Raw genomic sequence first — 17685 nt, forward strand, 5'->3', positions numbered from 1 at the left:
CACTAACGGTTCCTTGGGAACTGTTCAGTCAGCATGAAACCGATTCAGCTGCCCCTAGGTGTGCGTCTGCGTGACGACGCCACCTTCATCAACTACTACCCAGGCGCCAATGCCGCTGCACTCGGCTATGTCGAGCGTCTATGCGAAGCCGACGCCGGCTGGACCGAAAGCCTGATCTATCTGTGGGGCAAGCACGGGGTAGGGCGGACGCATCTGTTGCAGGCCGCGTGCCTGCGCTTCGAACAGATGGGTGAACCGGCGGTGTACCTGCCGCTGGCCGAGTTGATGGATCGCGGCATCGAAATTCTCGACAACCTCGAACAGTACGAACTGGTCTGCCTGGATGACTTGCAGGTGATTGCCGGCAAGGCGGACTGGGAAGAGGCGATGTTTCATCTGTTCAACCGTCTGCGTGACAGCGGTCGGCGTCTGCTGATCGCGGCGTCCACTTCGCCACGTGAATTGCCGATCAAACTGGCTGACCTGAAATCGCGCCTGACCCTGGCGCTGATCTTCCAGATGCGTCCTCTCTCCGACGAAGACAAATTGCGCGCCCTGCAATTGCGTGCTTCCCGTCGCGGCCTGCACCTGACCGACGAGGTCGGGCATTTTATCTTGACTCGCGGTACCCGCAGCATGAGCGCGCTTTTCGATCTGCTGGAGCAGCTCGATCAGGCCTCTTTGCAGGCTCAGCGCAAGCTGACCATTCCCTTCCTGAAAGAAACCCTGGGCTGGTAAAACCGGGGCTTTCAGCCGGTTTCGGCATATTTCAGGCGCCAGAAAACCCGCTTTCCTGTGGGGGTGCACAGGCCGCGTCTCGATTCAAATAGGCTTAAGCGCTTAGATGTAAACGAGAAACCGGGAAGTCACAAAAAGATCGATTGAATTTGCAAATGAGGCTGATAGCGGGCATAGTCTCGGCTTCTTTACAACTATCAGCCACGGTCGTGCCCATGCTAAAGCGCTTCGCACCCCTCGTGCCTCTCGCACTCGTCACCCTGTTGTTCGGTTGCGCTGCTCATTCACCTGTTAATCAAGAGCAGCAACAACAGGTTAAAAATTCTGCCACCGCCCAGTCCTCCGTTATTTACCAGGAAGAGCTGGACACCGAAAAAGAACTCGCCGACTTCAACGGCAAGAAGCCTTACCAGCTTCCGGTTCTGGCCGACAGCATCCTCGAACGCGGCATGTCCCTGATCGGTACCCGTTACCGTTTCGGTGGTACCTCTGAAGCCGGTTTCGATTGCAGCGGTTTCATCGGCTATCTGTTCCGTGAAGAGGCCGGCATGAACCTGCCACGCTCCACCCGCGAAATGATCAACGTTGATGCGCCGCTGGTTTCGCGCAGCAACCTCGAGCCGGGCGACCTGCTGTTCTTCGCCACCAATGGTCGTCGCGGTCGTGTCAGTCACGCCGGGATTTACCTGGGCGACAACCAGTTCATCCATTCCAGCTCTCGTCGCAGCGGCGGTGTTCGCATCGACAGTCTGGGCGACAGCTACTGGAGCAAGACCTTTATCGAAGCCAAACGCGCTTTGGCGAACGCTCCAACCGTGGTTACCGCTCGCAAGTAATCACGCATTTGTCGCCACGCTCGTGGCGACAAAGCGGCCCTTCAGAGGCAATAGACCTAAACTTTACAAGGTGAAGTTAAAGTCTTACTTGAAGTTTGCCGCGTAGCCGCTAGAATCCTGATCTATATTGATGGCAAACCGCCTGCGTCCCAACGCAGGCGGTTTTGTTTTCTATCGAATCGGCAGTCAAAGCCGCAGCCAGATCAGGATGTTCTGCATATGACGATGTCGGCCCGCTTTGCCTTGATGTTCTTCGCCGCGCTGCTCAGCGCCTGCGCCAGCCGCACTCCGCCCCCTGCGCCGGTGGTTCGCGCTCCGATCGTGTTCGGATCCTCCCAGACCTTTTCGCCTGCTGCCGAAGACGTGCTGTTCCGCGCGCTAGGGCTGGTCGGCACGCCTTATCGCTGGGGCGGCAACACGCCGGATTCGGGCTTCGATTGCAGTGGTCTGATTGGTTTTGTCTACCGCGATGCCGCCGGCATCAGCCTGCCGCGTTCCACCCGCGAAATGATCGTGATGCAGGCGCCGAATGTCGGCAAAGAAGGGCTGCAAACCGGCGACCTGATCTTCTTCGCCACCAATGGCGGCTCTCAGGTCAGCCATGCGGGGATCTACGTCGGGGAAGGGCGCTTCGTTCATGCGCCCGCCACCGGCGGCACGGTGAAGCTGGACAGCCTGTCGAAAGCCTATTGGCAGAAAGCCTATCTGAGCGCCAAGCGCGTTCTGCAGCCGGAGCATCTGGCGCATAACCCGTAATCCAGATACATAAAAACCGTGGGAGCTGAATGGCTCCCACGGTTTTTTTATACCTGCAACAGACTAACGGGTCGCTGAAACCCGCCACACCTTGTTACCCACGTCATCCGCCACCAGCAACCCACCTTGCTGATCGATCACCACGCCGACCGGGCGACCCAGCGCGTTTTCGTCCTTGTCGAGGAATCCGGTCAGCACGTCAACCGGTGTGCCGCTCGGCTTGCCAGCGGCAAACGGTACGAAGATCACTTTGTAACCACTGTGCGGCTTGCGGTTCCACGAGCCGTGCTGGCCGATGAATGCGCCTTCCTTGAACTGTGCCGGCAAGCGATTGCCCTCGGCGAAGGTCAGCCCCAGTGATGCGGTGTGCGGGCCGACGGCGTAGTCCGGAGCGATGGCCTTGGCCACCATGTCCGGCCGCTGGGGTTCCACGCGCACATCAACGTGCTGGCCGTAGTAGCTGAACGGCCAGCCATAGAAACCACCGTCTTTGACCGAGGTGATGTAGTCCGGCACCAGATCGCTGCCAATCTCATCGCGTTCGTTGACGGCGGTCCACAGCGCACCGCTTTGCGGTTCCCAGGCCAGGCCGTTGGGGTTGCGGATGCCCGAGGCGAAGATCCGGTGGTTGCCGGTGGCGCGATCCACTTCCCAGATCGCCGCGCGGCCTTCTTCCTGATCGAGGCCGTTTTCGCCGACGTTGCTGTTCGAACCGACGGTGACGTACAGCTTGCTGCCGTCCTTGCTGGCGATGACGTTCTTGGTCCAGTGATGGTTGAGCGTGCCGCCCGGCAAATCCACGACCTTGATCGGCTGGCTCTTGATTTCGGTCGCGCCGGGCTCGTAGTTAAAGCGCAGCAGGCGATCGGTATCGGCGACGTAAAGATCGTTGCCGACCAGGGTCATGCCGAACGGCGAATTGAGGTTTTGCAGGAACACCGTGCGGGTTTCGGCCACGCCATCATGATCGGCATCGCGCAACAGTGTGATGCGGTTCGGACTGGGCACGCCGGCGCCGGCACGGCCCATGACTTTCTTCATCACCCAGCCGCGAATGCCCTTGCCGTCGTCGGGTTTGGGTGGGGCGTTGGTTTCCGCCACCAGCACATCGCCATTGGGCAGCACGTAGAGCCAGCGTGGGTGATCGAGATTTTCGGCAAACGCCGCCACCTGCGTACCTGTCGCTGCCATCGGTTTGGCGCCGGCCGGCCAGCCGATGGCCGGGGCGATGTTCACTGTCGGGATCAGGGTCTTGTTCGGTTCGGGCAGTTTCGGTGACGGACCGGTGCCGTCGGTAACTTGCAGGCTGGAGGATTCACCACAGGCGGCGAGCCCTCCGGCGATCATGATGACGAAAACGAGCTGGGGCTTGCGCATTGCTGATCTTCCCTATGAATGCATTCCTAAACATAGAGAAGCGCACAAGCCCGATGGTTCAACCCTCAGCCGCGGGCCTCCTTGAACAGCACGGCAATGCCGGGGTGATAGTTGCCGGCTTCGCTGCGCAATTTGCGGTAGGCGTAGGGGAAATACCAGGCGACGGCGCAGGTGTGTTCCTTTTGCAGGTCGTCGACCATGTCCTGCAATTCTTCCGGGCTGGCGCTGTGTTGGGCTTTTTGCGGGGCGACGAACAGGCAGCCGAGTTTCAGGTCGCTGACGTAGCTGATGCGCTTGGCGTCGCTGGTGATATCCGCCAGGGCCTGGGTCAGATTCAGGCTGGTGACGCGCGGCCAGCGTTGGGTCGCCTGAATGAAGGCGCGATCCTCGGCGCCAGCAATAAACAAATCGGCGCGGGCGTTGCGCTCGCCTTCTTCGTTCTGTTTGCGGGTGGCAGTGTCGCGCAGCGTGACCAGTTCAGCCATCCACGCGGCGGCCGACAGCAGACCGAGGTTGGCTTTTTCGTCGTGCCAGTAGGGCGTGTCGTTGTCGCCGCGCACGGCGTTGTAGCGGTCGATACAGTCAAACCAGCGTTCCAGCACCGGGCGCAGGAATTCCAGCCGCGGATTGCTGATGATCATGCCTTGCATGGGGTTCTCCCTTGTTATTGTGATGGGCTCTCTGCAGTCAAAGAGCATGGCTCTTTGATATCACTCATGGCAGTGTGGCACAAGATTGGCGTCAGTTAATTGATCGGCGGCAGTTATTCGCCGCACAAGCCCCTCTTCAATTGACGCTCCACCCCCAACCCTCTAACCTTCGCGGCTTGTTTCAGGTGCTCTGTGGCGCATGTCGACAGAGTGAAACAGGGAAGCCGGTGAGGCGGGTCATTCAAGCGATGAACCCTCACGATCCCGGCGCTGCCCCCGCAACGGTAAATGAGTAAAAGCTGCGTTGGATGCCACTGCCTAAAAAGCGGGAAGGCGCGCAGCCAGGCACCAGCCGCTCATGAGCCCGGAGACCGGCCTGATCCATCCAGCGGCATCACGGTGGGCGATGCCAGGCTTGTTGCCGTCTATTCTTGTGCCTGCCCGCCGTTATCCAGCCTCAACGGAGAGCTCCCCCATGACTGATTCCCCCGAACGCGACGAGCGCCACCTGGCGCGCATGCAGCGCAAAAAAGCCGTGATCGACGAGCGCATCGCCAATTCGCCAGATGAATGCGGCCTGGTGCTGGTGCTGACCGGCAACGGCAAAGGCAAAAGCAGCTCGGCATTCGGCATGCTCGCCCGCGCCATGGGCCACGGCATGCAGTGCGGCGTGGTGCAGTTCATCAAGGGCCGCAACAGCACCGGCGAAGAACTGTTCTTCCGTCGCTTCCCCGAGCAGGTGCGCTTTCATGTGATGGGCGAGGGCTTCACCTGGGAAACCCAGGACCGTCAGCGCGATATCGCCGCCGCCGAAGCCGCCTGGGAAGTCTCCCGCGAGCTGCTGCGCGATCCGTCGATCGGTCTGGTGGTGCTCGATGAACTGAACATCGCCCTCAAGCACGGTTACCTCGATCTGGATCAGGTGCTCAGCGATCTGCAGGCCCGTCCGCCGATGCAACACGTGATCGTCACCGGCCGCGCTGCCAAGCCGGAAATGATCGAAATGGGCGACACCGTCACCGAAATGGGCATGATCAAACACGCCTTTCAGGCCGGCATCAAAGCGCAGAAAGGCGTCGAACTTTGAATCAACCACGTCACTGCCCGGCGGTACTGATCGCCGCGCCGGCCTCCGGTCAGGGCAAGACCACCGTCACCGCCGCGCTGGCCCGTCTGCATCGCAATCAGGGGCGCAAGGTCCGCGTATTCAAGTGCGGCCCGGACTTTCTCGACCCGATGATCCTCGAGCGCGCCAGCGGTGCGCCGGTCTATCAACTGGACATGTGGATGGTCGGCGAGCAGGAAAGTCGACGTCTGTTGTGGGAAGCCGCCGCCGAAGCCGATCTGATCCTGATCGAAGGCGTGATGGGCCTGTTCGATGGCACGCCGTCGAGCGCCGATCTGGCGCGGCATTTCGGCGTACCGGTGCTCGGCGTGATCGATGGCACGGCCATGGCTCAGACCTTTGGTGCACTGGCCCTGGGCCTGGCGCGCTATCAGCCGGATTTGCCGTTCGCCGGCGTGCTGGCCAACCGTGTCGGCACCGTGCGCCATGCGCAATTGCTCGAAGGCAGCCTCACCGAAGGTCTGCGCTGGTACGGCGCGTTGTCCCGGGAAACCGGGATCGAACTGCCGAGCCGCCATCTCGGCCTGGTGCAGGCCAGCGAACTGAATGACCTCGACGTACGTCTCGACGCCGCCGCCGAAGCACTCGCCGGCACATGTGAGGTAGCGCTGCCACCGGCCGTGGAATTCGCCGCGCCAGCAATCGTTGAGACCGAAAAGCTGCTCGAAGGCGTGCGAATTGCCGTCGCTCGCGACGAAGCCTTTGCCTTCACCTACGGCGCCAGTCTCGATCTGTTGCGGGCGATGGGGGCGGAGCTGAGTTTCTTCTCGCCGATCCGCGATGCGCAATTGCCTGAAGCCGAAAGTTTGTACCTGCCCGGCGGTTATCCGGAATTGCACCACGTTGCCTTGTCGCAGAACACTGACATGCTCAAAGCGATCCGCGCTCACCACGCCGCCGGCAAACCGCTGCTCGCCGAGTGTGGCGGCATGCTTTATCTGCTCGACTCCCTGACCGATGTCGAAGGCACCCGTGCTGATTTGGTCGGCCTGCTGAGTGGCGACGCCGTGATGCAAAAGCGCCTCGCTGCGCTGGCCTTGCAAGAGGTCGACCTGCCGGAAGGCCTGTTGCGCGGCCACACCTATCACCATTCCCTGACCACCACCGAACTGACGCCAATCGCCCGTGGCCACAGCCCCAACGGCGGGCGCGGCGCGGAAGCGGTATACCGGCAAGGGCGGATGACCGCCTCGTACGTTCACTTCTATTTCCCGTCAAATCCGTCGGCGATTGCCGCGCTGTTGGTGCCATGAGCGACAACGCCTTCACTGACGCCGAGCGCGAAGCGGTCTACCGCGCCATCGCTGAACGCCGCGACATGCGCCACTTCAGCGGCGGTATGGTCGAGCCTGACGTGTTGCGACGATTGCTTGAAGCCGCGCACCAGGCACCGAGCGTCGGCCTGATGCAGCCGTGGCGCTTCATCCGTATCAGCGACCGCGCGCTACGTGGCCAGATCCAGAACCTTGTTGAAGAAGAACGCGTACGCACCGCCGAAGCCCTCGGCGAACGCAGTGACGAGTTCATGAAGCTCAAGGTCGAAGGCATCAAGGATTGCGCCGAAGTGCTGGTCGCCGCGTTGATGGACGATCGCGAAAAACACATCTTTGGTCGTCGCACAATGCCGGAAATGGACATGGCCTCATTGTCCTGCGCGATCCAGAACCTGTGGCTCGCCGCGCGTGCCGAAGGCCTGGGCATGGGCTGGGTGTCGCTGTTCGAACCGCAGGCGCTGGCCGACTTGCTGAAACTGCCGGCCGGGGCCAAGCCGCTGGCGGTGCTTTGCCTGGGGCCGGTCAAGGAATTTTATCCGGCGCCGATGCTGGTACTCGAAGGGTGGGCGCAGGCGCGTCCGCTCAATGAGCTGCTGTACGAAAATTTTTGGGGAGTGAGTCAATGAGTGTGGCGTTGTTGAGTGTCGCCGCGGTTGCGCTGGATGCGCTGCTGGGTGAACCGAAACGCTGGCATCCGCTGGTGGCGTTCGGCAATTTCGCCGGGCGCATCGAGCAACGTTTCAACAGCGGCGGTCGCGGTTGGCGCAGCCATGGCGTCACCGCGTGGGTGATCGCGGTGTTGCCGCTGACCCTGCTGGCCACGGCGTTTTCCTGGGCGCCTTACGTGGGCTGGATCGTCGAGATTCTTGCGCTGTATTGCGCCCTCGGCATGCGCAGCCTGGGTGAGCACGTCGAGCCGGTGGCCAAGGCCTTGCGTGCCGATGATCTGGAAGAGGCGCGCAAGCGTGTGGGGTATCTGGTCAGCCGCCAGACCGATGAGCTGGACAGCACCGCTGTCGCCCGCGCTGCTACTGAATCGGTGCTGGAGAACGGTAGCGATGCGGTGTTCGCGGCGCTGTTCTGGTTTGCCGTGGCCGGTGCGCCGGGCGTGGTGCTCTACCGTTTGAGCAATACGCTCGACGCGATGTGGGGCTATCGCAACGAACGTTTCGAGCGGTTCGGCTGGGCGGCGGCAAAAATCGACGACGTCCTCAACTACATTCCTGCGCGGCTGGTGGCGTTGACCTACGCGCTGCTCGGCAAAACCCGACTGGCGCTGAAATGCTGGCGCACCCAGGCGCCGAAATGGGACAGCCCGAACGCCGGCCCGGTGATGGCCGCCGGCGCGGGTGCCTTGGGCGTCGAACTGGGTGGTCCGGCGATTTACCACGGCGAGCTGCACGAGCGTCCGCAACTGGGCGAGGGCGTGCCGGCGGATGCCGATTCCATTGATCGCGGCTGGCAATTGGTCCAGCGCGGGGTATGGTTATGGCTGCTGATTCTCTGCGTGGGGGCTGAATTCTATGCTTGAGCACGGTGGCCGGTTGCGCAGGGCGGCGCTCGGATACGGCATCGCGGAAGAAGACTGGCTCGACCTGTCCACGGGGCTTGCGCCGTGGCCGTTTCCGGTCCCGGATATTCCGCTGCGGGCCTGGGCACGCTTGCCGGAAAACGATGACGGTCTGGAGCAGGCCGCCTGCGATTACTACGGTACCAGCCAGGTGCTGCCGGTGGCCGGTTCGCAGATGGCCATTCAGTTGTTGCCGCGATTGCGTCGGGCCGGCAAGGTCGGCGTGCTGTCGCCGTGTTATGCCGAGCATGCTGAAGCCTGGCGGCGCAGCGGCTATATCGTGCGTGAGGTGCTGGAGCAGGAAGTCGATTTCTTTCTCGACAGCCTCGACGTGCTGGTGGTAGTCAATCCGAACAACCCAACGGGCCTGAACCTGACCCCGGCGCGCCTGCTCGACTGGCACGCACGGCTGGCCCAGCGCGGCGGCTGGCTGGTGGTCGACGAAGCGTTCATGGACAACACGCCGCAGCTGAGTCTCGCCCCGCATGCGCATCAAGTGGGGTTGATCGTGTTGCGCTCGTTCGGCAAGTTTTTCGGTCTGGCCGGTGTGCGGCTGGGGTTCGTGCTGGCCGAGCGCAAGTTGCTCCGGTTGCTGGCCGAACAGGTCGGGCCGTGGGCGGTCAGCGGGCCGACCCGCGTGCTCGGCCAGGCCTGTCTGCGCGACACCGAAGGCCACACGCGTCAGCGCATCCGCAGCGACGAGGCCAGCGAACGATTGGCTGCGCTGCTCGAACGTTCCGGTTTCAAACCGCAGGGCGGCTGCGCGCTGTTTCAGTGGCTGATCACCGAACAGGCCACCGCGTTGCACGAATTCATGGCCCGACGCGGCATTCTCCTGCGACTCTTCGCGCACAACAGCAGCCTGCGTTTCGGGCTGCCCGCCGATGCCGCCGACGAGGCGCGCCTTGAGCAAGCCCTGCAAGCATTCGCCCTGCAACGCTCTATGGAAAACAAACCAGCATGACCACTTTAATGGTGCAGGGCACCACCTCCGACGCTGGCAAAAGTACGCTGGTGACGGCGCTCTGCCGCTGGGCCACCCGTCAGGGCGTTGCCGTGGTGCCGTTCAAACCGCAGAACATGGCGCTCAACAGCGCGGTGACTGCCGACGGCGGCGAGATCGGCCGCGCGCAAGCGGTGCAGGCCCAGGCGGCGTTTCTCGAGCCGCACACCGACATGAACCCGGTGCTGCTCAAGCCCAACAGCGACACCGGCGCCCAGGTCATCATCCACGGTCGTGCGGTCACCAGCATGAACGCCGTCGCCTATCACGACTACAAAGCCATCGCCATGCAGGCCGTGCTTGCTTCCCACGAACGTTTGAGTGCCGCCTATCCGCTGGTGATGGTCGAAGGCGCGGGCTCGCCGGCCGAGATCAATCTGCGCGCCGGTGACATCGCCAACATGGGCTTCGCCGAAGCGGTGGATTGCCCGGTGTTGCTGATCGCCGACATCAATCGTGGCGGCGTCTTCGCCCATCTGGTGGGCACGCTGGAACTGCTGTCGCCGAGCGAACAGGCACGGGTCAAAGGTTTCATCATCAACCGTTTTCGCGGCGACATCGCCTTGCTGCAACCGGGCCTCGACTGGCTGGAACAGCGCACCGGCAAACCGGTGGTGGGCGTGCTGCCATACGTGATGGATCTGCATCTGGAAGCCGAGGACGGCATCGACCAGCGTCAGACCGCCAAGGCGGAGCAAGTCCTGAAAGTGGTGGTGCCGGTGCTGCCGCGCATCAGCAACCACACCGATTTCGATCCGCTGCGTCTGCATCCGCAGGTTGATCTGCAATTCATCGGCCCGGGGCAAGCGATACCGCCGGCCGACCTGATCGTTCTTCCGGGCTCGAAAAGCGTGCGCAGTGACTTGGCGTATCTGCGGGCCAATGGCTGGGAAACCGCCATTCGCCGTCACCTGCGTTACGGCGGCAAATTGCTCGGGATCTGCGGTGGTCTGCAAATGCTCGGCGAGCAGGTGCACGATCCGCTGGGCCTGGAAGGCGCGCCGGGTTCCAGCGCTGGTCTGGGGTTGCTGGCGTTCGAAACGCAGCTCGAAGCCGAGAAACAGTTGCGCAATGTTCGCGGGCGTCTGGCGCTGGAAGATGCCGAGGTCAGCGGTTATGAAATTCATGCCGGCGTGACCACGGGAGCGGCGCTGGAAAATGCTGCCGTGCATCTGGACGACGGTCGTTGCGACGGCGCGCAAAGTCTCGACGGGCAGATTTTCGGCACCTACCTGCATGGCCTGTTCGAATCGCCGGCGGCCAGTGCCGCGCTGTTGCGCTGGGCCGGTCTGAACGATGTGCAGGAGGTGGATTACCACGGCTTGCGCGAACGCGATATCGAACGGTTGGCGGATCTGGTGGAGAAGCATCTGGATACCGATCTGTTGTGTGAACTCTGTGGTATCCAGGCCGGATGTGATGGCTTCTTCGCGGGCAAGCCCGCTCCCACAGGGTGTTGAGGTGTACTCAAGTGCCATGTTTGGCCTAAATCCATTGTGGGAGCGGGCTTGCCCGCGAAGAGGTCAGTTGTCTCAACGAATTTTTTTCAGGATGCCTCCATGCTCCAGTTGATCCTCGGCGGCGCCCGCTCCGGCAAAAGTCGCCTGGCCGAAAAACTCGCCACTGACAGCGCGCTGGCCGTCACTTACATCGCCACCAGCCAACCACTGGACGGCGAGATGAATGAGCGCATCGCCCATCATCGCGCTCGTCGTCCCGCCGAATGGGCGTTGATTGAAGAGCCGTTGGAGCTGGCTCGGGTGTTGCGCGAAAACGCTGGCCCCGAGCGTTGCCTGCTGGTGGATTGCCTGACGCTGTGGCTGACCAATCTGCTGATGCTCGAAGACGCTGAACGCCTCGCCGCCGAGCGCGAAGCCTTGCTCGAATGCCTGGCGTCGCTGCCGGGTGAAATCATTTTTGTCAGCAACGAGACCGGAATGGGTGTCGTGCCGCTGGGCGAATTGACTCGCCGCTACGTCGATGAAGCCGGTTGGCTGCATCAAGCTCTGGCCGAGCGTTGTCAACGAGTCGTCCTGACGGTCGCCGGCCTGCCCCTGACTTTGAAAGGACCTGCGTTATGACCCAAGCCTGGTGGCTGAACCCGTGCAAACCGGTGGATACGCACGCCGTTGAAAACGCGGCGGCGCGTCAGCAGCAATTGACCAAACCCGCCGGCTCCCTCGGTCAGCTTGAATCGGTGGCGGTGCAGCTGGCCGGACTGCAGGGCCGGATCAAGCCGACGCTGGATCAAGTCTGGATCGCGATTTTTGCCGGCGACCACGGCGTTGTCGCCGAAGGGGTTTCCGCGTTCCCGCAGGAGGTCACCGGGCAGATGCTGCTGAACTTCGTCAGCGGCGGCGCGGCGATCAGCGTGCTGGCGCGGCAACTTGGCGCGCAGCTGGAAGTGGTGGATCTGGGCACCGTGACTCCGTCGCTGGACCTGCCGGGTGTGCGCCATTTGAACATCGGCCCGGGCACGGCGAATTTCGCCAAGGGCGCGGCGATGACTCAGGCTCAGGGTGAACTTGCCTTGCAGGGCGGCCGCGACAGTGTGCTGCGCGCGAAGGCTGCTGGTGCGCAATTGTTCATCGGCGGTGAAATGGGCATCGGCAACACCACGGCCGCCAGTGCGCTGGCCTGTGCTTTGCTCGATTGCCCGGTGGCACACCTGACCGGCCCCGGCACCGGGCTGAATGCCGAAGGCGTCAGCCACAAGGCGCAGGTGATCGAGCGGGCGCTGGCACTGCATGCGGCGCAACGTGGCGATGCGTTGCAGACGCTGTTCAATCTCGGCGGCTTCGAGATTGCGGCATTGGTCGGCGCGTATCTGGCCTGCGCACACGAGGGTGTGGCGGTGCTGGTGGATGGGTTCATCTGTACGGTCGCCGCGCTGGTAGCGGTGCGCCTGAATCCGGCCTGCCGTGAGTGGCTGCTGTTCGGTCATCGCGGTGCCGAGCCGGGCCATCGTCATGTGCTGGAAACCCTTGGCGCTGAGCCTTTGCTGGAACTGGGCCTGCGTCTGGGCGAGGGCAGTGGCGCGGCGCTGGCGGTGCCGTTGTTGCGCCTGGCCTGCGACCTGCACGGCCAGATGGCAACCTTCGCTGAAGCCGCGGTGGCGGACCGCCCGGCATGACCTTGCGTCTGGATCTGCTGCGCCACGGTGAAACCGAACTCGGCGGCGGCCTGCGCGGCAGCCTCGACGATGCGTTGACCGAAAAAGGCTGGGCGCAGATGCGCGAGGCGGTGAGCGGGCAGGGGCCGTGGGATCGGCTGGTCAGTTCGCCGTTGCAGCGTTGTGCGCGGTTTGCTGAAGAGTTGAGCGCGCAGTGGGAGCTGTCGGTTTCTCTGGACAAGAATCTGCAAGAACTGCATTTCGGTGCCTGGGAAGGGCAGAGCGCGGCGGCGTTGATGGAGACTGATGCTGAAGCGCTGGGGCTGTTTTGGGCCGATCCGTATGGTTTTACTCCGCCGCAGGGTGAGCCGGTCAGCGATTTTTCGGCGCGGGTGCTGGCGGCGGTGATGCGACTGCACGCGGCGCACGCGGGTGAGCGGGTGTTGCTGATCAGTCATGGTGGCGTCATGCGTCTGTTACTGGCGCAGGCCCGTGGCTTGCCCCGTGAACAACTGCTCAATGTCGAAGTCGGCCACGGCGCGCTGTTTTCGCTGATCGTCGAGGCCGACGGTTCGCTCAGGGAAGTGTGCTGACATGCTGCCTCTGTGGATCGCCCTGCAATTTCTCAGCAGCCTGCCGATTCGTCTGCCGGGTATGCCGGCGCCTGAACAGCTCGGCCGCTCGCTGCTGTTTTATCCGCTGGTGGGACTATTGTTCGGTGTCATTCTCTGGGCGCTGAACATTGCCTTGGCCGGCACGCCGTTGCTGTTGCATGCGGCGCTGTTGCTGGCGGTGTGGGTGCTGCTCAGCGGCGCGTTGCACCTTGATGGGCTGGCGGACAGCGCCGATGCGTGGCTCGGCGGCTTCGGTGATCGCGAGCGTACGCTGACGATCATGAAGGATCCGCGCAGCGGGCCGATCGCGGTGGTGACGCTGGTGCTGGTGTTGCTGCTCAAGTTCGCCGCGTTGCTGGCGTTGATCGAACAACAGCAGGGCACGGCATTGATCATCGTGCCGCTGATCGGCCGAGCGGCGTTGCTCGGGCTGTTTCTCACCACGACTTATGTGCGGGCTGGCGGGTTGGGGCAGGCGCTGGCCGATCATCTGCCGCGCAAGGCGGGTTGGCAGGTGCTGGTGGGGAGTGCGGCGGCGTGTGTGGCGATCGCCGGGTTCGACGCTGTCGTGGCGTTGCTGCTGGCGGTTGTCGTGTTCATCTGGCTGCGGCATTTGATGGTGCGACGACTGGGTGGAACCACTGGTGATACGGCGGGAGCGTTGCTGGAACTATTGGAGATGTCAGTGCTGGTCGGGCTGGCCTTGTTTTGATAAATAACTTTGATCTGTAACTTGATTTAACACAGTCGCGGGTATATACACGCATAATGCTTCCATCTCAGTGTTTGTGCACCAACCTGCGTCGCGCCGCGCGTGGCGTCAGCAGGCATTACGACGGCGCTCTCGACGGCTTCGGGATCAACGTTGCCCAGTATTCTCTGCTGTGCAATCTGCAGCGCCTGGATCAGCCGAGCATTTCCGAACTGGCCGAGGCCATGGGCCTGGATCGCAGCACCCTCGGGCGCAATCTGAGGGTGCTGGAAGGCGAGGGCCTGGTGGCGCTGGCCGAGGGCGAAGACATGCGCAACCGCATCGTCCGGCTCACTGAAGCCGGTGCGCAACGCCTGGCAGCAGCCTTGCCGGCCTGGGAAGCGGCGCAACAGCGGTTGATCGACCGACTGGGTGCCGAGAAGCGTGAAACCTTGCTGCGGCTATTGGATGAACTGGCCTGAGGGCCGGTTTTTTCCGAATCTAAGCGGGTATATACCCGTGACTGGAGAATAATAATGAGTTCGATGTGGCGTACGTGCGGTTGGGTGTTGCTGGGGAGTGCGCTGATTCTGGCGTTGTCATTGGGCGTGCGGCACGGCTTCGGCTTGTTTCTGTCGCCGATGAGCGCCCAGTTCGGCTGGGGTCGCGAGGTGTTCGCCTTCGCCATCGCCTTGCAGAACCTGATCTGGGGGCTGGCGCAACCGTTCACTGGCGCGCTGGCCGACCGCTTCGGCGCGGCGAAAGTGGTACTGATCGGCGGGGTGCTCTACGCCTTGGGCCTGGTGTTCATGGGCCTGTCGGAAACCGCTTTGGGCTTGTCCCTGAGCGCCGGTCTGTTGATCGGTATCGGACTGTCCGGGACCTCGTTCTCGGTGATTCTCGGTGTCGTCGGCCGCGCCGTGCCGCCGGAGAAACGCAGCATGGGCATGGGCATTGCCAGTGCTGCCGGTTCTTTCGGCCAGTTCGCCATGCTGCCGGGCACCCTCGGGTTGATCGGCTGGCTCGGCTGGTCGGCGGCATTGCTCGTGCTGGGCTTGCTGGTGGCGCTGATCGTGCCGCTGGTGAGCATGCTCAAGGACAAGCCGCTGCCGGTGCTCGGCCATGAACAAACCCTGTCCGAAGCCCTGCGCGAAGCCTGCTCGCACTCCGGTTTCTGGTTGCTGGCATTCGGTTTTTTCGTCTGCGGATTTCAGGTGGTGTTCATCGGCGTGCACTTGCCGGCGTATCTGGTTGATCAGCATCTGCCGGCCACCGTCGGCACCACCGTGCTGGCGTTGATCGGCCTGTTCAACATCTTCGGTACCTACACCGCCGGTTGGCTCGGTGGGCGGATGTCCAAACCGCGTCTGCTGACCGGGCTCTATCTGCTGCGCGCGGTGGTGATCGTGCTGTTTCTGTGGCTGCCGGTGACGACGACCTCGGCCTATCTGTTCGGCATGGCCATGGGGTTCCTGTGGCTGTCGACGGTGCCGTTGACCAACGGTACGGTGGCGACCTTGTTTGGCGTGCGAAACCTGTCCATGCTCGGCGGCATCGTGTTTCTGTTCCATCAGTTGGGTTCGTTCCTCGGCGGCTGGCTGGGCGGGGTGGTGTATGACCGAACCGGGAGTTATGACTTGATCTGGCAAGTGGCGATTCTCCTGAGCCTGCTGGCGGCGGCGCTGAACTGGCCGGTGCGCGAGCGCCCGGTCGAGCGCCTGCAACCGCGTGCGAGCGCTGCATGAACCGTTTCTGGCCGCAGATCGTCGTCACCGCACTCGGCGCCGCGTTGCTGGCGCTGGTGTGGTGGGGCTGGCATCAGGGCGGTTTGGCGCTGATGCAGTTGGGCATGGGTGCTTGCTAGACCGGCGGGAGGGCGAGTAACGTCGAGGTCTGACGATTGCTCAAGGATGCCCGACATGCTCAAGCGCTGGTGTGCTGTTCCCGCGTTGCTGATGGCGTTGACCGGACTGGCCCAGGCCGCGGACTGTCCGGATCTGTTGCAAGGCTCGTTGCCCAAGTTGCGGGCCAAGGAATCCATCGACCTGTGTCAGCGCTACGCCGACAAACCGCTGGTAGTGATCAACACGGCCAGCTTCTGTGGTTTTGCGCCGCAGTTCGAGGGGCTGGAAGCGCTGAATCAGCGCTACAAGGCCCAGGGCCTGGAAATGCTCGGCGTACCTTCCAATGACTTCAAGCAGGAGTCCAAGGACAGCGCCGAGACCGCCAAGGTCTGCTACGCCAACTACGGCGTGACGTTCACCATGACCGAACCGCAGAAGGTGCGGGGTGACGATGCGACTCATCTGTTCCAGGTGCTGGCCAAACAGAGCAGCGCACCGAAGTGGAATTTCTACAAATACGTCATCGACCGCCAGGGCAAGGTGATCGCCAATTTCTCCAGCCTGACCAAACCGGATGATCCTGAATTTCTGGCGGCCATCGAGAAAGCTATTGCCTCCCAGCCGCTGAAACCCTGATCGACGCCCATTAAAAAGCCCCGCCTCTGTGAAGAGAGCGGGGCTTTTTAGTGGGCGAGGCATTAGCCTCGCCGTACAGCATCAGAAGCGGTAGGTTGCGCCGACACCGAAGCCGTTTGCCGAGTTTTCATACTGCGAGTTGTAGCTCTGGCCACGATCGTTTTCGTTGCGGATGTTGACCTTCTCTTCCTTCAGGTACGAGTAGGCAACGTCGATGGTCAGGTCTTCGGTCGGGCTCCAGCCGGCACCGATACTGAAGATGGTCCGGTCGCCGGTCGGGATGCGTGGCGAACGGTCGACGTTGTTGGTCGGCGACTGGTCGAACGTCAGGCCGGTACGCAGTACCCATTCCTTGTTCAACTGGTAGGACGTACCGATGGCGTACGCCCAGGTGTCATGCCAGTTCTGTTCTTCGGTGATCTCGCCGAACTGGCCAGCCAGCAGTGGCTGAACGCCGGAGTTCTTGACGGTGATCTTTTCCAGCTGGCTCCAACGGGTCCAGGTGGTACCGGCGTAGACGTTCCAGCGATCGTTGATCGCCTGGGTGACCGAGAGGTCCACGGATTCAGGCGTGGTGATCTTCAGCGAAGCGTCGTACTTCTGGTTCGCACCCAGGCCGATCGCGCCCAGCACACCGTAGTTGACCTTGGTGTTGCCTTCGAGCTTGTAGTCGACCTTCGAGTGGTAGGTCAGACCCAGGCGAGTGCTGTCGGTAGCCTGTACCAGCACGCCGATGTTGTAGCCCAGTGCGGTGTCGTCGCCCTTGATCTTGACCTTGCCGTCCGGCGCTGCCTGAGTGATCGACAGGTTGGATTCCAGCGAGCCGTCGATGCGGTTGATGGTCGGGCCGAAACCGATCGACACGACATCGTTGAACTTGTAGCTGACGGTTGGCTGGAAGGTGATGATCTTGACTTCTGACTTGCTGCCGAAGTAACGGCCGGCGAAGCCGTTTTCATAGTCGGTGATCAGGCCGAAGGGTACGTACACACCCAGACCGAATGCCCAATGCTCGTCGATCGGCTTGACGTAGTAGCCCATAGGTACGGAGGTGAAGGGCACCATGTCGCCTTTGTTGCTGCCGCCGTTCGGGCTGGAGCTGGCGTCGCTGATATCGGTTTTTGCGTCGAGGAATGCAACGCCACCGGTGACTTGTTCGCGCGTGATGCGCGACATGCCGGCAGGGTTGCCATAAACGGTGCTTGCGTCGTCGGCAGAAGAAGATCGCCCGGCGTACCCAGTCCCCATCCCGCTGATGCTGTGTTCGTTGATGGCAAAGCCAGCTGCGAAGATCTGGGTGGATGCCACGGTTACGGCAAGGCTAAGGGTGGTTTTGAGCATGACTTTTTTCATTATTAGAACTCCTGGTGATCACCGGGGCGAAAATTACCAACATTTTCGTCCCGGCGCTATAGTCCGTATGCCTTGAGTTAGAGCGGTTTTGTAGGACAATCCGAC

20 protein-coding genes and 1 riboswitch are annotated in these 17685 nt (G+C 62.2%); of the genes, 17 read left to right on the forward strand and 3 right to left on the reverse strand.

Going from position 1 to position 17685, the window contains the following annotated elements:
• The first annotated feature begins 33 nt into the window (after nucleotides 1-33).
• From hda to CAG25_RS13215, 3 genes are all read left to right on the forward strand, one after another.
• Nucleotides 34-738 (forward strand): DnaA regulatory inactivator Hda, encoded by a 705-nt coding sequence (hda, locus tag CAG25_RS13205; protein ID WP_007950396.1) that lies wholly within the window; start codon nucleotides 34-36, stop codon nucleotides 736-738.
• Nucleotides 739-953: 215 nt separating this feature from the next.
• Nucleotides 954-1574: a C40 family peptidase gene (locus CAG25_RS13210; protein WP_039769810.1), complete on the forward strand. Its 621-nt coding sequence runs from the start codon at nucleotides 954-956 to the stop codon at nucleotides 1572-1574.
• A 219-nt stretch (nucleotides 1575-1793) separates the two neighbouring features.
• Nucleotides 1794-2330, forward strand: a complete 537-nt coding sequence (locus tag CAG25_RS13215) for a C40 family peptidase (RefSeq protein ID WP_039769812.1) — start codon at nucleotides 1794-1796, stop codon at nucleotides 2328-2330.
• Nucleotides 2331-2393: 63 nt separating this feature from the next.
• On the opposite strand, the gene CAG25_RS13220 is transcribed toward CAG25_RS13215, so the two are convergent.
• Nucleotides 2394-3707: a sorbosone dehydrogenase family protein gene (locus CAG25_RS13220; protein WP_085611489.1), complete on the reverse strand. Its 1314-nt coding sequence runs from the start codon at nucleotides 3705-3707 to the stop codon at nucleotides 2394-2396.
• 65 nt (nucleotides 3708-3772) lie between these two features.
• Nucleotides 3773-4357, reverse strand: a complete 585-nt coding sequence (locus CAG25_RS13225) for a hypothetical protein (protein WP_085611488.1) — start codon at nucleotides 4355-4357, stop codon at nucleotides 3773-3775.
• Between the two features lie 166 nt (nucleotides 4358-4523).
• Nucleotides 4524-4752, forward strand: a riboswitch (cobalamin riboswitch).
• An 80-nt stretch (nucleotides 4753-4832) separates the two neighbouring features.
• On the opposite strand from CAG25_RS13225, the gene cobO reads away from it, so the two are divergent.
• From cobO to CAG25_RS13290, 14 genes are all read left to right on the forward strand, one after another.
• Entirely contained in the window at nucleotides 4833-5444 is a 612-nt protein-coding gene (cobO, locus tag CAG25_RS13230) for a cob(I)yrinic acid a,c-diamide adenosyltransferase (protein ID WP_007950401.1), read from the forward strand.
• Nucleotides 5441-6736 carry a cobyrinate a,c-diamide synthase gene (locus CAG25_RS13235; protein ID WP_085611487.1) on the forward strand — a complete coding sequence of 432 codons (1296 nt, stop codon included), beginning with the start codon at nucleotides 5441-5443 and terminating at the stop codon, nucleotides 6734-6736. The genes cobO and CAG25_RS13235 overlap by 4 nt, the downstream gene beginning before the upstream one ends.
• Entirely contained in the window at nucleotides 6733-7383 is a 651-nt protein-coding gene (gene bluB, locus CAG25_RS13240) for a 5,6-dimethylbenzimidazole synthase (protein ID WP_085611486.1), read from the forward strand. The genes CAG25_RS13235 and bluB overlap by 4 nt, the downstream gene beginning before the upstream one ends.
• A complete protein-coding gene (gene cbiB / locus CAG25_RS13245) occupies nucleotides 7380-8288 on the forward strand; it encodes an adenosylcobinamide-phosphate synthase CbiB (protein ID WP_064594520.1) in 909 nt (302 codons plus the stop codon). The genes bluB and cbiB overlap by 4 nt, the downstream gene beginning before the upstream one ends.
• Nucleotides 8281-9291: a threonine-phosphate decarboxylase CobD gene (cobD, locus tag CAG25_RS13250; RefSeq protein ID WP_085611485.1), complete on the forward strand. Its 1011-nt coding sequence runs from the start codon at nucleotides 8281-8283 to the stop codon at nucleotides 9289-9291. Before cbiB ends, cobD begins: the two co-directional genes overlap by 8 nt.
• Nucleotides 9288-10790: a cobyric acid synthase gene (locus CAG25_RS13255; RefSeq protein WP_085611484.1), complete on the forward strand. Its 1503-nt coding sequence runs from the start codon at nucleotides 9288-9290 to the stop codon at nucleotides 10788-10790. Before cobD ends, CAG25_RS13255 begins: the two co-directional genes overlap by 4 nt.
• A 99-nt stretch (nucleotides 10791-10889) precedes the next feature.
• A complete protein-coding gene (gene cobU / locus CAG25_RS13260; RefSeq protein ID WP_085611483.1) occupies nucleotides 10890-11411 on the forward strand; it encodes a bifunctional adenosylcobinamide kinase/adenosylcobinamide-phosphate guanylyltransferase in 522 nt (173 codons plus the stop codon).
• Nucleotides 11408-12463 (forward strand): nicotinate-nucleotide--dimethylbenzimidazole phosphoribosyltransferase, encoded by a 1056-nt coding sequence (gene cobT / locus CAG25_RS13265; protein ID WP_085611482.1) that lies wholly within the window; start codon nucleotides 11408-11410, stop codon nucleotides 12461-12463. The genes cobU and cobT overlap by 4 nt, the downstream gene beginning before the upstream one ends.
• Nucleotides 12460-13035 (forward strand): alpha-ribazole phosphatase family protein, encoded by a 576-nt coding sequence (gene cobC, locus CAG25_RS13270; protein WP_085611481.1) that lies wholly within the window; start codon nucleotides 12460-12462, stop codon nucleotides 13033-13035. The genes cobT and cobC overlap by 4 nt, the downstream gene beginning before the upstream one ends.
• Before the next feature lies 1 nt (nucleotide 13036).
• Nucleotides 13037-13768, forward strand: a complete 732-nt coding sequence (locus tag CAG25_RS13275; RefSeq protein WP_085611480.1) for an adenosylcobinamide-GDP ribazoletransferase — start codon at nucleotides 13037-13039, stop codon at nucleotides 13766-13768.
• A 56-nt stretch (nucleotides 13769-13824) separates the two neighbouring features.
• Nucleotides 13825-14229, forward strand: a complete 405-nt coding sequence (locus tag CAG25_RS13280) for a MarR family winged helix-turn-helix transcriptional regulator (protein ID WP_064378679.1) — start codon at nucleotides 13825-13827, stop codon at nucleotides 14227-14229.
• A 54-nt stretch (nucleotides 14230-14283) separates the two neighbouring features.
• Complete coding sequence (locus CAG25_RS13285) at nucleotides 14284-15492, forward strand: MFS transporter (protein ID WP_011333148.1); 1209 nt, start codon at nucleotides 14284-14286, stop codon at nucleotides 15490-15492.
• Nucleotides 15489-15611 carry a hypothetical protein gene (locus CAG25_RS28850; RefSeq protein ID WP_007950415.1) on the forward strand — a complete coding sequence of 41 codons (123 nt, stop codon included), beginning with the start codon at nucleotides 15489-15491 and terminating at the stop codon, nucleotides 15609-15611. Before CAG25_RS13285 ends, CAG25_RS28850 begins: the two co-directional genes overlap by 4 nt.
• Before the next feature lie 55 nt (nucleotides 15612-15666).
• A complete protein-coding gene (locus CAG25_RS13290) occupies nucleotides 15667-16227 on the forward strand; it encodes a glutathione peroxidase (protein WP_039769833.1) in 561 nt (186 codons plus the stop codon).
• Nucleotides 16228-16308: 81 nt separating this feature from the next.
• Here the strand turns inward: CAG25_RS13290 and CAG25_RS13295 are convergent, their stop codons facing one another.
• Nucleotides 16309-17580 carry an OmpP1/FadL family transporter gene (locus CAG25_RS13295; protein ID WP_064594534.1) on the reverse strand — a complete coding sequence of 424 codons (1272 nt, stop codon included), beginning with the start codon at nucleotides 17578-17580 and terminating at the stop codon, nucleotides 16309-16311.
• Nucleotides 17581-17685 lie beyond the last annotated feature (105 nt).

Origin of the sequence: Pseudomonas sp. B16(2017) (genome assembly GCF_002113205.1) — a bacterium.
GTDB lineage: Bacteria > Pseudomonadota > Gammaproteobacteria > Pseudomonadales > Pseudomonadaceae > Aquipseudomonas > Aquipseudomonas pharyngis.

Coding starts and splice junctions, on each gene's coding strand:
- hda (WP_007950396.1), top strand. CDS start 34: ATGAAACCGATTCAGCTGCCCCTAGGTGTGCGTCTGCGTGACGACGCC.
- CAG25_RS13210 (WP_039769810.1), top strand. CDS start 954: ATGCTAAAGCGCTTCGCACCCCTCGTGCCTCTCGCACTCGTCACCCTG.
- CAG25_RS13215 (WP_039769812.1), top strand. CDS start 1,794: ATGACGATGTCGGCCCGCTTTGCCTTGATGTTCTTCGCCGCGCTGCTC.
- CAG25_RS13220 (WP_085611489.1), bottom strand. CDS start 3,707: ATGCGCAAGCCCCAGCTCGTTTTCGTCATCATGATCGCCGGAGGGCTC.
- CAG25_RS13225 (WP_085611488.1), bottom strand. CDS start 4,357: ATGCAAGGCATGATCATCAGCAATCCGCGGCTGGAATTCCTGCGCCCG.
- cobO (WP_007950401.1), top strand. CDS start 4,833: ATGACTGATTCCCCCGAACGCGACGAGCGCCACCTGGCGCGCATGCAG.
- bluB (WP_085611486.1), top strand. CDS start 6,733: ATGAGCGACAACGCCTTCACTGACGCCGAGCGCGAAGCGGTCTACCGC.
- cbiB (WP_064594520.1), top strand. CDS start 7,380: ATGAGTGTGGCGTTGTTGAGTGTCGCCGCGGTTGCGCTGGATGCGCTG.
- cobD (WP_085611485.1), top strand. CDS start 8,281: ATGCTTGAGCACGGTGGCCGGTTGCGCAGGGCGGCGCTCGGATACGGC.
- CAG25_RS13255 (WP_085611484.1), top strand. CDS start 9,288: ATGACCACTTTAATGGTGCAGGGCACCACCTCCGACGCTGGCAAAAGT.
- cobU (WP_085611483.1), top strand. CDS start 10,890: ATGCTCCAGTTGATCCTCGGCGGCGCCCGCTCCGGCAAAAGTCGCCTG.
- cobT (WP_085611482.1), top strand. CDS start 11,408: ATGACCCAAGCCTGGTGGCTGAACCCGTGCAAACCGGTGGATACGCAC.
- cobC (WP_085611481.1), top strand. CDS start 12,460: ATGACCTTGCGTCTGGATCTGCTGCGCCACGGTGAAACCGAACTCGGC.
- CAG25_RS13275 (WP_085611480.1), top strand. CDS start 13,037: ATGCTGCCTCTGTGGATCGCCCTGCAATTTCTCAGCAGCCTGCCGATT.
- CAG25_RS13280 (WP_064378679.1), top strand. CDS start 13,825: ATGCTTCCATCTCAGTGTTTGTGCACCAACCTGCGTCGCGCCGCGCGT.
- CAG25_RS13285 (WP_011333148.1), top strand. CDS start 14,284: ATGAGTTCGATGTGGCGTACGTGCGGTTGGGTGTTGCTGGGGAGTGCG.
- CAG25_RS28850 (WP_007950415.1), top strand. CDS start 15,489: ATGAACCGTTTCTGGCCGCAGATCGTCGTCACCGCACTCGGCGCCGCG.
- CAG25_RS13290 (WP_039769833.1), top strand. CDS start 15,667: ATGCTCAAGCGCTGGTGTGCTGTTCCCGCGTTGCTGATGGCGTTGACC.
- CAG25_RS13295 (WP_064594534.1), bottom strand. CDS start 17,580: ATGAAAAAAGTCATGCTCAAAACCACCCTTAGCCTTGCCGTAACCGTG.